This window comes from Aliarcobacter sp., from assembly GCF_041672065.1.
Lineage (GTDB): Bacteria > Campylobacterota > Campylobacteria > Campylobacterales > Arcobacteraceae > Aliarcobacter > Aliarcobacter skirrowii.
The window spans coordinates 1-13,654 of the sequence record NZ_JBAZAH010000046.1 but is presented as its reverse complement, the minus strand read 5'-3'; the positions used below and the strand labels follow the sequence as shown (position 1 = coordinate 13,654).

Annotated in this window: 15 protein-coding genes; 3 read left to right on the top strand and 12 right to left on the bottom strand. The window is 26.9% G+C overall.

Features of this window, described 5'->3' with window-relative positions; genetic code table 11:
• Positions 1 to 509, top strand: a 509-nt coding sequence (locus WC168_RS07370) for a phosphatidylglycerol lysyltransferase domain-containing protein (protein WP_372618429.1), incomplete at its 5' end; no start/stop codon positions are given.
• Positions 510 to 518: 9 nt separating this feature from the next.
• On the top strand, positions 519 to 965 hold the full coding sequence (locus tag WC168_RS07365; RefSeq protein ID WP_372618427.1) for a GNAT family N-acetyltransferase: 447 nt from the start codon (positions 519 to 521) through the stop codon (positions 963 to 965).
• Positions 966 to 974: 9 nt separating this feature from the next.
• Here the strand turns inward: WC168_RS07365 and WC168_RS07360 are convergent, their stop codons facing one another.
• The 12 genes from WC168_RS07360 to WC168_RS07305 all read right to left on the bottom strand — a co-directional run bounded on the left by WC168_RS07360 (position 975) and on the right by WC168_RS07305 (position 12,437).
• The gene (locus WC168_RS07360; RefSeq protein WP_372618425.1) at positions 975 to 3,317 is read right to left on the bottom strand and encodes a PD-(D/E)XK nuclease family protein; all 2,343 of its coding nucleotides are present in this window, start codon (positions 3,315 to 3,317) and stop codon (positions 975 to 977) included.
• Complete coding sequence (locus WC168_RS07355) at positions 3,307 to 3,867, bottom strand: hypothetical protein (RefSeq protein ID WP_372618423.1); 561 nt, start codon at positions 3,865 to 3,867, stop codon at positions 3,307 to 3,309. The genes WC168_RS07360 and WC168_RS07355 overlap by 11 nt, the downstream gene beginning before the upstream one ends.
• Position 3,868: 1 nt before the next feature.
• A complete protein-coding gene (locus WC168_RS07350; RefSeq protein WP_066162859.1) occupies positions 3,869 to 4,495 on the bottom strand; it encodes a hypothetical protein in 627 nt (208 codons plus the stop codon).
• 103 nt (positions 4,496 to 4,598) lie between these two features.
• Positions 4,599 to 4,841 carry a DUF4006 family protein gene (locus WC168_RS07345; RefSeq protein ID WP_066409579.1) on the bottom strand — a complete coding sequence of 81 codons (243 nt, stop codon included), beginning with the start codon at positions 4,839 to 4,841 and terminating at the stop codon, positions 4,599 to 4,601.
• The gene (locus WC168_RS07340; RefSeq protein WP_066409576.1) at positions 4,841 to 5,734 is read right to left on the bottom strand and encodes a c-type cytochrome; all 894 of its coding nucleotides are present in this window, start codon (positions 5,732 to 5,734) and stop codon (positions 4,841 to 4,843) included. Before WC168_RS07340 ends, WC168_RS07345 begins: the two co-directional genes overlap by 1 nt.
• Before the next feature lies 1 nt (position 5,735).
• Entirely contained in the window at positions 5,736 to 5,963 is a 228-nt protein-coding gene (locus WC168_RS07335; RefSeq protein WP_066162867.1) for a CcoQ/FixQ family Cbb3-type cytochrome c oxidase assembly chaperone, read from the bottom strand.
• A gap of 10 nt (positions 5,964 to 5,973) precedes the next feature.
• Entirely contained in the window at positions 5,974 to 6,639 is a 666-nt protein-coding gene (gene ccoO, locus WC168_RS07330; RefSeq protein WP_066352821.1) for a cytochrome-c oxidase, cbb3-type subunit II, read from the bottom strand.
• A gap of 13 nt (positions 6,640 to 6,652) precedes the next feature.
• Positions 6,653 to 8,122, bottom strand: a complete 1,470-nt coding sequence (gene ccoN, locus WC168_RS07325; protein WP_066162873.1) for a cytochrome-c oxidase, cbb3-type subunit I — start codon at positions 8,120 to 8,122, stop codon at positions 6,653 to 6,655.
• A gap of 153 nt (positions 8,123 to 8,275) precedes the next feature.
• Complete coding sequence (smpB, locus tag WC168_RS07320) at positions 8,276 to 8,749, bottom strand: SsrA-binding protein SmpB (RefSeq protein WP_066162874.1); 474 nt, start codon at positions 8,747 to 8,749, stop codon at positions 8,276 to 8,278.
• A 9-nt stretch (positions 8,750 to 8,758) separates the two neighbouring features.
• Positions 8,759 to 9,514, bottom strand: coding sequence for a 4-(cytidine 5'-diphospho)-2-C-methyl-D-erythritol kinase (locus tag WC168_RS07315; protein WP_372618419.1), 756 nt, complete (start codon positions 9,512 to 9,514; stop codon positions 8,759 to 8,761).
• Positions 9,507 to 10,373 carry a tRNA pseudouridine(55) synthase TruB gene (gene truB / locus WC168_RS07310; RefSeq protein ID WP_372618417.1) on the bottom strand — a complete coding sequence of 289 codons (867 nt, stop codon included), beginning with the start codon at positions 10,371 to 10,373 and terminating at the stop codon, positions 9,507 to 9,509. Before truB ends, WC168_RS07315 begins: the two co-directional genes overlap by 8 nt.
• 9 nt (positions 10,374 to 10,382) lie before the next feature.
• Entirely contained in the window at positions 10,383 to 12,437 is a 2,055-nt protein-coding gene (locus tag WC168_RS07305; protein ID WP_129098872.1) for an ATP-dependent helicase, read from the bottom strand.
• 115 nt (positions 12,438 to 12,552) lie between these two features.
• Between WC168_RS07305 and WC168_RS07300 the strand changes: the two genes are divergently transcribed.
• Entirely contained in the window at positions 12,553 to 13,452 is a 900-nt protein-coding gene (locus tag WC168_RS07300; RefSeq protein ID WP_066162882.1) for a LysR family transcriptional regulator, read from the top strand.
• The last annotated feature ends 202 nt before the right edge of the window (positions 13,453 to 13,654 follow it).

Here is a 13,654-nt window from a genome sequence, read left to right as displayed (position 1 = left end):
AATCAAAAAGAAATGAGATAAATAAGTTTAAAAAAGCTTATCCAAACTATAGAATTGAGATTCTTGATACAAAAGTTCACTCTACTTTAATTTTAAATCTATTTAATAAATGGGTTAGTGATAGAACGAAATATATGCCAAAAGAGGAAGTTGAAATTTTTATGGATGGTATCTATTTTGAGAGATTTGCAGTTAAAAAGATTCTAAGCGAATATGATAAATTGGATATTGTTGGAATAGTTATTTTTATTGATGATGAGTTAAAAGGTTTTACAGTTGGTGAGAAGATAAATGATCATACATCAAGTGTAATTTTAGAGAAGACTGATTTTGAAGTTTTAGGTTGTGCTCAATTTATATTTAGGGAGTTTTCAAAACTTTTAAAAGATGAGTATAATAGTACTTATATAAATGTTGGTGATGATATGGGATTTGAAAATCTAAAAAAAGTAAAAATGTCATATAGACCTGATAAACTTGTACCAAAATATACAATTTATCAAAAATAAGGCTAAAAAATGTTAAGTATTGCATCAAAAAATGATATTGAACAACTTATGTTTATTGAAAACTCTATGTTTGAAGATAGTATCTATTTTAAGCTAAGTTTTGAAGAGTTTTATAAACTTTTAAATAAAAAAAGCACTATTGTTTTTACTTGGATTGAAGATTTTAAAATTGTTGGTTACTCTTTGGGTGTAATTATAAATAAAAAACATATTTGGTTTAACTCTTTGGCTGTTTTAAAAGAGCATCAAGGAACAGCTGCTGCTAAAGCACTTTTTGACGCTATTGAAAATTATGCTTTAGAAAATAGTTTTGAAACTGTTATTTTGGAAGTTAGAGAGGATAATAAAGCTCTTAGAAGAAGATATAAAAGTTTTAAATATTGTGAGTGGAAAACAATTTTAAACTACTATCCAGATGGTTGTAGTGCTATTAGAATGTTAAAAAAGCTTAAATAGCTTTTTTAACTAATCTTTGTTGCAGATAGTTTTATAAGGACAAAATTCACACTTTGAACTATCTTCTGTTTTACAAAAATCTATTTGTGATTTACTTTGATTTTTAAAATCATCAAAAATAGTTTTTAAAAGTTTCAACTTTGGCTCTAAAGCAATCTCCTCTTTTAATAAATTTTCATAAATATCATAATAAAAAGCTCTTATTTGTTGTGGTTCATATAGAGTTTTAATAGCTAAAAAATAGAACTCCAATTGAAAATCAGAACTTTTTTCATAATTTTTTTCTGTATCAACTTTTAAATTTCTTGAAGTTTTATAGTCAATTACTTCATAGCAATCTTTATATCTATCAACTCTATCAATTACTCCTGTAATTTTGAAATCATTAAAATCAACAACAAAACTCTTCTCTAACTCTACAATCTCTCTATCTTCTAATCTTTTCTTATCAAACTCTATAAAAGATTTAACTTTTTGTTTATAAATCTCTAAATCTAAAGTTAAAAATGGATTATTTGCTCTATATTTTATAAACAGATCATCAATATTTGTATTACTAGTTTTATAATACTCTTCTAAAATTTTATGAACTATATTTCCAAGTTCAAAACTCTTTGGCAAATTTGAAATTGCATGCTCTTTTATTTTTAAAATATAGTTTAAATACCACTTTCTTTTACACTCTAAATATGTTTTTAAAGCACTTGCAGACCAAGTAAATTGTTTTAAATCTATATTTTGAACTATATTTTCATTACTATGTTCAAACTTTATATTTGTATATAAAATATCTTTGTACTCTGTATCAAAAAGTTTATCTTGCTTATAATCAAAAAGTTCATAGGCAAATCTTGATATTGAGCTATCTTTTGAGTTTACATAAGATATAAAAACCTCTTTTGAATTATCAACTAATCTTTTGTAGTAGTATCTTTGAAGATTTTCTCTATCTTTTGTTGTAGGTAAAGAGGCTAATTTTTTTATTTTTGAAGATAAAAACTTATCTTTTATAGATATTTTCGGAATAAACTCCTCATTAAAATCGCAAATTATAACAGCATCAAAATTTATTGCTCTGGTTTCTAAAAGTCCCATAACTGTAATTTTTCCAGAGTTAATATCATCTAATTTAATACTTGCTAAATTTTGTAAAAATATTTTATAAGCATCTTTAATTCTTAAATAAGTCTCATTTGTAAAAAATAGAGATTCTAAAAAATATACCATCTCATCGTATTTCTCTAATAACTCTTTATTTGTTTCACTCTCTTTTATAAAGTTAGTTATAAATCTAAAATTATCAATATTTAGTCTATTATTCCATATTTTTTTAATATTTTCATCAATATTTTTTTTATCTATTTGAAAAAACTCTAAACTTTTTGTATTTTTTATATCATCCTCATTTATATAGTTTGATACAACATACGCTTTTTGGTACAAATTTTTATTTAAAATATCATTTCCCATTGCAAAGTTAAAATACTCTTCTTTATCATTTAACTTTAATGTTTTGGCAAAATCTTCATTTGGTAATACAACAACAATATTAGAAGCATCAACTCCACGATTTACTAAATTAACAATAGTTGATTTTATAAAAGCAACTTGATTTACTCTATTTGCAAATCCTTTGATATTTATATTGTTGTTTTTATCAACTCTATGTTCACTTATCACCTTTTTTTTTGATAAATTTATTAAGTACTTACAATCATCTTTAAATTCAAAATTAAAATCACTAAATATCTCTATAGATTTATTATTATAAATATTTTTATAAAACTCTATTTCTAAATCAATAAAATCTGAAATTTTTGAGATGATTTCAAACTCCTGTTTTGTGAAATATCCTTCAAATTTAATGATTATTTTCTCAAATCTACTTAAAAATTTACTATTTATTGTGTAGTTTTTATTTAAATTTATCTTATTTACACAGCTATTTTTTTCTAAAATTGATAGATAATTTTTTAAAATCTCATCTAATATTTCAAGATGTTCATTATAAAACATATATGTATCAGCTCTTTTAATATCATCTATTCTTCTATTTTCACTACTTAACTCTAAAAAAAATCTATATATATAATCACTTTGTTTCAAAAATTGTGCAAAGTTTTTTGAGAAACCAAGTTTATTTAAATCTACATTTTTTATAGCTTCATTTAAAAATATAACTCTTTGCTCTTTTGATTCATATTTTTTACTATTTAAATTTATAGATTTTTTTAAAAGTTCATCAATTGTAATTGCTGAAGGAAGAAGAGTATCTTTAGCTTTAAAACCAAAGATAAACTCTCTTATTGATCTACTTGTAGGAAAAACATATAATGTTTTTTTATCGTGCATTTGTCTTTATAAGTATATAACCTGTTTCATTTTCAACTTCAAACTTACCTGTTATTATCCAGTTAGTCTCCTCTTTTAAATTGAAATTTGTCTCATATACTCTATTTGTCTCTTTAAAATTATCATTTTTTAACTCAATATCACTCTCATCTGACATTGTTTTTGTAACCAAAAGATCAATATTAGCTACTTTTTTTTCATTTGATTTATTGTCCAAAATCTCAACTTTTAAACTATTTTCACCTATTTTCAAAATATTTTTATGATTTGAAAATTTTTCTAAAACTCTTTGACCAAATTTTATATCATCTGTTGTAAGTGGAAATCTAGTTCCATTTAAATCAAGATTTAGAGTATATTTATTTAAAAATCTCATATTTGATTCCATAATAGAGTTATAATTCTCATCAACATATTGATACTTATTTATAAAGCTTTTATCTTCAATAACTGGTACTTTTAATGACTGTGTTATTGTCCATATTATCATTGAAAAAACAAAGCTAAATATGCCTATAAAAAATAGTGGCCAATAATTTCTTTTTTTCATATTATTTTCTCTTTCTTAAAACTGCATAAGTATATGCTAACAAACCTGAAATAACCAAGAAATAGATAAATACTCTCCAAATAGTGCTTGATACTTTTCCTTCACTACCAATACTGCTTTCAAGTTTTATTTTTTGTGACTCAGCTAATGTATCTGCTATTGCCGCATATCCATTTAATGTAGCAGCACTAACTTTTGAAGCTAATGTATTTTTGTCTTTTGAGGCTAAAAGTGGTACTACATAACCATTTAAAATATCATCTTTATCTATTATATTTTCTAAACTATCACTAAAATATAAGTTAACATGCATCTGTTCCATTGCAATTGTTAATAAAACATAAGGTTGTTCTAAATTTTTTAAAATATTATCTTCATATTTTTTAATAAGATTTAATCTATCTTTTGTAGGAAGTTTTGGATCAATATTTAAATCAACTTTTGAATCCAAATAGATATTTACACCTAATTTTGATTTTACTTCATTACCCATTTGTAAAATCTTCTCTTTTGCTCTAATATCAACTAAATCTCCATTTAATAAGAAATTTTGAGCAAAACCGTTTGTATATAAAAAAAGTAGAAGTGATAAAATCACCCCTACTTTTAAAGAATCTAATCTTTTCATTTAACCAACATATACTTTTGCAGCATCAAAAAATGCATAGTATGCAGTCATAACAGCAGCAACTAAAAGTAAAATACCTATAATTTTCTCCATACTCTACTCCTTATTTCTCATTACCAATTAATTGGTAATGTTTATGGTTTTCAGGACTATTTGCTTTTAAACCTTGTAAATCTTGGTTTATAGAGTAATAGTTTGTAGCCTCTCTTTGTTGAACTAAAACAGCATTTGTAACTAAAACAGCTAAAATAGTTAGTAATAAAACAACAGCTATTAGCATTCCAGAAATACCATTTAGTTTAAAGATTCCTCTCTCATTTTCATTCATTTGTGTATTATTTGCCATTATTTATCTCCTATACTTCTAATATATGAAGCTAAAGCTCTCTCTTGAGTCTCATTTAATCTTCCATTAAAATGAGGCATCTCTCCTAGAAGACCTTTTTTACCTTGTTTTAATACAGCAAGTACAATACCATCATCATAAGATTTAATATTTGGACCTACAAATGGCATACCTTCTCCGTTATCACCGTGACAAGTAGCACAAGTTGCATAAGCAGCTGGAGCTTCACCTTTGAATCCATTTGCGATATATTCAGCTACATCAGATATCTCTTTTTCATCTTGTAACATCATAGGAGGCATTCCACCTGGGAAAGCTTCTGTTAAATTGTTTGCACCATTTTTAATTACATAAACAATTTGATCTTTACTCATTCTTTTTGTTAAGTCTTGTGCTTTACCATCAATTCCCTCTGCATCAACTCCATGACAAGGAGCACATTGAACTAAGAAAAGTGATTGACCCATTGCATTCAAAGTTGACTCATTTGGATTTACCCATTTTTGTTCAAACTTCGCATTATATGCATTTGTCTCTTCATTCCATTGACCAATTTGAGAGAATCCATTAATTGGGTAACCAATTGTAAAATACCAAAACATCCAAAGAATTGTTCCAATAAATGCTAGTGCCCAACCTGTTGGAACAGGATTTTTATACTCACCAATTCCATCCCAATTCTCATCAGCAAGATCACCACCTGCTCTGTCATTTTTCATCTGATTAACATATTTTAGAACAACAAATGTACTAATTGTAATAATAGCAGCTGCCCCTAAAAATGTTAAAGCATTGATATAATCATCCGTATTAAAAGCGTCACCTGCAACATAGTAAGTTCCTGCCATTAATGCGATGATAAGAATTATTCCACCTATAACCATAGATTTCATCTTATTTCTCCTTATTACCTATAACTTTTTCTTTCTCTTCTCTTTTTTCAAGAGGTTCTGAAACACTTGAGTCATCATGTACAAGTTTAGAGTACTTCTCAAAATCTCTTTCCCCTTTTCTATCTCTTCTGTAAATAGAGAAAGCATAAGAGTAAAATAGTACAAATACTATTAAGATAAGAAAGAATTTAACATAACCTTGTAAATTTACTAGTGCTTCATAATCCATCTTAAGCCTTTTATTTTAAAGAATTTAAATATGCAATTAATGCAACTATTTCAGGAACTTCACCATTTGCAACAGCTTGTTTAACTTTTTCATTTCTCATTGAGTTTGCTATCTCTTGTGCCTCAGCTAAAGCAGCTTTTTTAGCTTCTTCCCAAGTTCCAAGTTTTGGCATACCATCTTGATCATATGGTGTGTTAAACACTTTTTTAATTGTTATAGCTTCTGCATACGCAGTCTCTATATCAGCTATATTTGTAAATTGATGTTTATATGCTGGCATAATACTTCCAGGAACAACAGCTACTGGATCCCACATATGATTTTCATGCCAATCTGTAGTTCTATAATTTCCAACTCTCATTAAATCTGGTCCAGTTCTTTTTGATCCCCATAAAAATGGTCTATCGTAAGCATACTCACCACTTAAAGAGTACATACCATATCTATCAGTTTCTGATTTAAATGGTCTAATTAACTGTGAGTGACAAGCATTACACGAATCTTTAATATATACATGTCTTCCTGCAAGTTCCAATACAGAGTAAGGTTTTGTACCAACTGTTGGTCTACTTTGTTTTGCAAAATCTGGAATTACTTCGATAATACCCGCAAATGAAATAAATATAAATACTAGTACCGCAAAGAAAAACGGTCTTTGTTCAAACCAATGAAACATTTTTTCTCCTTTCTTAAGCAGCTACTGGAGTTGCATTTACTGGTTCTTTATCTAGTACTCTTCCACATTTAATTGTTTTATAAATGTTATATGCGAACATAAAGAATCCTATTAGATATAATAACCCACCAACTGCTCTGATTGTATAGTATGGATGTAATACAGTAACTGTATCAATGAATGAGTATACTAATGAACCATATTCATCATAAGCTCTCCACATCATACCTTGTGTAATACCAGCAATCCACATAGAAGTAAAGTATAGAACAATACCTACTGTTTGTAACCAGAATTGTGTTTCCATTAGAGACTTAGAGTATAACTCTCTTTTAAACATTCTTGGAACCATATGGAATAGTGCTGCCATAATCATAAATACAACCCATCCTAAAACTCCATCATGAACGTGTCCTGGAATCCAATCTGTAAAGTGTGCAATAGCATTTACTGATTTAATTGATTGAATTGGTCCTTCAATTGTACTTAACATATAGAATGTTGAAGCTAAAATCATAAATTTAATTAATGTATTTGTTTGTAACTGATTCCACTCACCTTTCATAGTTAAAAGCATATTAATTGCAGATCCCCATGATGGTAAAATTAGAACAACTGACATAACAGAACCCATAGTTTGCATCCAATCTGGAACAGTACTATAAATTAAGTGGTGTCCACCAGCCCATAAATAAACAAATAATAGACCCCAGAATGCTAAGATAGAAAGTTTATAAGAATAAACATTTTGTCCTGATTCTTTTGGTAAGAAATAATAAATCATTGCAATAATTGGAGTAGTAAATACGAATGCAACAGCATTATGTCCATACCACCATTGAACTAAAGCATCATTTGTTCCTGAATACATAGAAACAGAGTGAATCCATGAACCATATCCACCAGAAGCAAAATAAGTTGGAACTTCCATATTATTGAATAGATATAACATAGCAACAGCAATAAATGTTGCAATATAATACCAAATAGAGATATATAGTGTTCTTTCTCTTCTAATTCCTATAATTCCAAAAATAGAAATACCCCATAAAACCCACCAAACAACAACTAGAATATCTAGTGGCCATTCAAGTTCTGCATACTCTTTTGATGTTGTAATACCCATAAAAAGTGTAACAACAGCTAAAAGAATTGTTATGAAATATAACCAAAAGTGTAATTTAGCGATTACCATTAAAAAAGGTGACTCTTTTAATGAAACTTTTAAAACTCTTTGTGATACATAATACCAAGTTGCGAAAATACCACTTAAAGCAAATCCAAACGCAACACCATTTGTGTGTAAAGGTCTTAATCTACTAAATGTACCGTACTCACCTGCTAGATAGTTTAGCTCTGGAAAAGCTAATTGAAAAGCAAGTACAACACCTATTGTCATACCTATGATACCAAACAATATTGTAGCAAACGTAAAATACTTAGCAACCGAGTAGTCATACTCAATTTGTGCACCGTTTTGCATCAATTTCCTCCTACAAAATTTATATACAAGTCACAAAATGTCACTCATTGAGCAAAATAATATCCAAGTGAAACTTAAAATTAACAAAAAAAATTAACAATAAATTAACGATTAGAAGGATTTTTGAAGAAAAAAATCAAGAGAAAAGTTATCTTATTTATAGGCTTTTAAAGCTTGTTCTGTTTCTCTTTTCATACTTTTTGCTTTTAAATCTTCTCTCTTATCATGTAACTTTTTACCTTGAGCTGTTGCTACTTCAACTTTTATCATATTTTTATCATTAAAATAGAGTTTTGTACATATTAATGTTATTCCATCTTTTGTAACTTTTTCATACATTTTTGATATCTGTTTTGAGTGAAGTAGTAGTTTTCTAGCTCTTCTTTCATCAGGTCTATATGTAAAGTGTGTTGTACCTAGGTGAGATATATGAGCATTTAATAAAAAAACTTCACCTTTTATAATTCTTACAAAACTATCTTTTAAGTTTACTCTTCCTTCTCTAATAGCTTTTACTTCACTACCTTCAAGCATAATTCCAGCCTCAAGGCTGTCTAAAATTGTAAAGTCATGAAATGCTTTTTTATTTTTAAAAACTAAACTCTTTTTTGCTTCTTTTTTTGCCAAACCTTATCCTTATAAAACTTTAAAAAATGAGCTTCCACTTCCACTAAAATACCAATTTTCTTTTGCATAATCTTCTAGTTTTTTCTCTAAAAACAGAGCAGGAAGATATAAATCATTAGCATTTTTTATATCAAATTTTTTTAAAATATCTTTTGAATTTGTAGCAAAAAGCTCTTTAACTTCATCTTTATTTAGCTCTTTATAAAAATTTTCTCTAAATGTTTTATATATTTTTGCTGTATCGCAAGATATTTTTGGAGTAAAAACTTCAATATTTAACATATCTTCATCAAACTTTTCAACTATCTCTCCAACTCCACTAACATTTGCACTATCATATTCATATATAAAAAAAGCTACATCTGCGCCAATTTTTGAGCCAATTTTTGCTAAATCATCTTTTGATAAATTTAAATTACAATATCTATTTACCATATTTATAAATGTTGCTGCATTTGAACTTCCACCACCAAGCCCAGCAAACTCTGGAATTTTTTTATCTATTTTTACAATATGAGATTTAAAAAACTCTTTTACACAACTAAAGTTTTCTAACTCTTTAAAAGCTTTATAAACTGTATTTTTCTCTAATAAACATGAAAAATCACCCTCTAAAGTAAAGTTTTCAACATCTTTTTTTGTAAATGAAATAGTATCGAAAAGATTTTTTACCCTTACAAATCTTGATGCTATTAGATGGTAGTTATCTTTTATTCCAACTATTTTTAAAAATATATTTATTTTTGCATATGATTTTTCAACCATTATTTTCCTTTAATTTTGGAATTTTATTTAAAATATATTTTACTTCATTTTCAACTATTTCAATAATTGAAAAAAAGTCATCAAGCTCTATTATATATTTTCCACTCTTCTTTTTTTCTAAATATTCAATTCTAATTTTTTTACCAAACTCTAACCACTCTTGAGTACCACTATATATATTTTTTTCTAAATCTAAATACTCAAGTGGATTTAACTCTTTATGATTTTCAAATTTAAATTGACCCTCACTAACTCTTTTTAAATATGATAAAGTTCCAATTGAAGAGATGTTTTCTAAAAATATTTGAGCTAATGATCTAATATAAGAGCCCTCACTAACACTTACTTCAAAACTAATAAAAGGGTGATTGTATTTTAAAAATTTAATATCAAAAACTTCCATAGTTGATTTTTTTAATTCAAAATCTTCATTTTGTCTTGCTAATTCATAAGCTTTCATTCCGTTTATTTTTTTTGCACTAAATTTTGGTGGAATATAATTTATTTTTCCTTTTAGTTTTTTAAGCTCATTTTTTAAGAAATTTTCATCAAATCTATCTACAAAATTTATATCAAAAATTCGTTCTATATCATAAGATTCAGAAGTAACTCCTAGCCAAATTACAGCTTGATAAGTTTTTGGAGTTTTTTTTAGATATTGAAATAGTTTTGCATATTGACCAAAAGCAACAATTAAACATCCTGTTGCAAAGGGATCAAGCGTTCCACTAAATCCAGCTTTTTTATTTTTAAAAGCTCTTTTAAATCTGTTTAAATAGAAATTTGAACTTATAAACATGGGTTTATTTACTACAAAAAGTCTATTTAATTCACCCTTTTCATAAACTCTTTTTTGCAAAAAAAATCCTTAAGCTTTTTCTACAAATGATGAGAGAATATCTCTTTTTTGTCCACCAAAATTAATTGTTAGTTTATAATCTTTTCCAGCATTTACAGCTTTTTCAACTCTTCCTTGACCAAAAATTTTATGGTTTACCATATCACCTTTTTTAAATCCAGAACTTTTTTCTATTACTAAACTACCTTTTACTAAACCACTCTCAATCAAAAATCTACTTTTGTTTAATTGAGTTCTTTTCCCTTTATAAAATCTTGAATGAACAAATGATAAGGTTAAATTATCCATAGCTCTTGTAAATGCTACATAACCTAAACGTCTCTCCTCTTCTAAATCAGTTCCATCTCCAATAATTGGGAAGAATCCCTCTTCTAATCCAATTATAAATAGGTGCTTAAATTCCAAACCTTTTGAAGCATGAATACTCATCATACTCACAGCTTCAGTTGAATACTCATCATTTTGGCTCTCAAGTGCTATTTCATTTAAAAAATCTTTTAAATCTAAATGTGGATTTTGAATAAAAAAATCTCTAATATATCCATAAAACTCATCAATATTTGCTTGTCTCTCAAATCCATCTGGAAGATTATCATAAGATGCTCTATAATCAAAAGTATCTTCAAAACTATCAAGAAATCTCATTTTTGATTCATTCATCTGCTCTCTTAAATCTAAAATTGATGCTTCAAAAACTTTGATAGTTCTTGCATTTTTTTTACCAACAATTGCACTTAATTCATCTGAACTTAAATTTTGAATCATGTCAAATATAGGTAACTTTAGCTCATTTGCCTTTGCTTCAAGTTTATCTATTGTTGTAGCACCTATTCCTCTTTTTGGTTTATTTATAACTCTTTTAATTGAGAAGTTATCACTTAAGTTTGTCAAAATTCTAAAATATGCAATTAAATCTTTAATCTCAGATCTTTCATAAAACTTCATTCCACCAACAAGTTTATAGTTAAGTCCTACTTTATTAAATCCCTCTTCAAGAGATCTTGAAAGTGCATTTACACGAAATAGTATTGCTATATCTTTTGCATTTTCACCACTTGATAATAAATCTTTAATGTCATCAACTACTTTTCTTGTCTCATCATTCTCATCATTTGATTCATAAACTTTTATTGAACTCCCTTTATCTTTTGTTCCTACAAGTTTTTTTCCAAGTCTGTCACGATTGTGTTCAATTAAAAGATTTGCATGTTGTAAAATTGTATCAGTTGATCTATAATTTTTCTCTAGTTTTACAACTTTTGTATCATTAAAATGTTCATTAAAATTTAAAATGTTTTTAATTGTTGCTCCTCGCCATCCATAAATACTTTGATCATCATCTCCAACAACACAAATATTGTTATGATTTGTGCAAAGTAGTCTTAAAAGCCTATATTGAAGTTCATTTGTATCTTGATACTCATCAACCATTATATATTGGTATTTTTTACTAGTTTCTAAAGCTAGTTTTTCATTGTTTTTTAAAATATTATAAGGAAGCAAAAGTAAATCATCAAAATCTACAAGATTGTTTTTTAATAGATGCTCTTCATAAGATGCATAAATATCTGCTATTTCACTATAAAGTTTTCCTTGAGCTTGTGCTTTTGCCTCTATTGGAGTTATTATTGAGTTTTTATATTTTGAAATTTCACTTGATAATAGTGCTGTTGGAATCTCTTTATTTATTGATTTTAAAACTCTTCTTTTATCATCACTATCAATAATTATAAAGTTGTTTTTCCTACCCAATTCACCTATATGAAATTTTAAAAAAAGAAGACCAAACTTATGAAAAGTACAAAGAAGTGGTGGAGTATTTAAACTATTTGAATCAAGCATGCAAAATGCTCTATCTCTCATCTCATTTGCAGCTTTATTTGTAAAAGTTAAAGTTAAAATAGATTTTGGATCTATTCCAATTGATATTAAATAAGCAAGCCTAGTTGTAATCGTTTTTGTTTTTCCACTTCCAGCTCCAGCTAAAATTAAAAGTGGTCCATCTATATGTTGTGCTGCACTTTGTTGTGACTCATTAAGTGATATTAATAAATTTTCAGACATTTTTTCTCCAATAAACTTAGATTATACCATAAAATTTATAAAATTATTATATCTCTTAATTATTCTATTTATAAATAAATGTTATTATTGTGCCAATTTATTTTTGGAGAAAAAAATGCTTAAAGATTTTGCTAAATTAGAGACTTTTTTAACTGTAGTTAGAGAGAAGTCTTTTTCAAAAGCATCTGCAAAACTAGGGATTTCACAACCTGCTGTAACTCAACAAATGAAGTTTATAGAAGATTATTTAGATGTTCAAATTGTTGATAGAAAGAAAAATGGTATAAGGCTTACAAAAGAGGGTCAAATGCTTCACGCAATAGCCCTTAAAATAGAGAAGTGCGTAACTAATGCTGAAAAAGATTTGTTAAAAATAATGAATAAAAACACGGCATTTATTTTTGGTGCTAGTTTTATAATTGGAAATTATATTCTTCCTAGATTTTTAAATAATTTAAAAGATAATATTAGAAATGATGTATCTATAAATGTATCAGTTTCTCATGAGGCAATTGAAGATTTATTAGACAAAAAAATAGATATTGCTTTAGTTGAAAACTATATTGCAAATGAAGATATTGTTTATAGAGAGTGGATGGAAGATGAGATTGTTATATTTTCAAATCAAAAACTACCTCCAAAAGCAAAAGCTGAAGATTTAATATCATATAGATGGGTTTGTAGAACTCCTGGTTCTGATACTGGAACTATTTTTAAAGAGAGCCTTCAAAAAGCAAACTATCCAGATTGTGATACTTTTAATGTTACAAGTGAAGTTACAAGCGCTACAACAATAGTTCAAACTGTTTTACACTCAGATAAAAATGATATACCAACAGTTTCAATTGTTTCAAGAAATGCTATTGAGTCACTACTTAAATCAGGTGCTTTATATGAATCAAGAATTGGCAACAATAAAATGCTTAGAAAACTATATATTGCATATAGAAAAGATAGAAAAAGTGATGCATTTATAGAAAATGTTGTTGATTATCTATTAAAAGTAAAACCTTAAAATTTAGTAAAGAGTAGTTTTATAACTACTCTTTTTTTTATGCTTATTTAAAACTCATTAGTTAAATCATACTCGTAATTTATTGTTGCTTTTACATTTTTCATAGTTGAAGCTCCTAATGCTTTTTGATTATATTTAAAAGACCAAACTTTTTTTACTTCTAAGTCATCATTAACAGTTAGTTGTAATAGATTTAACAATA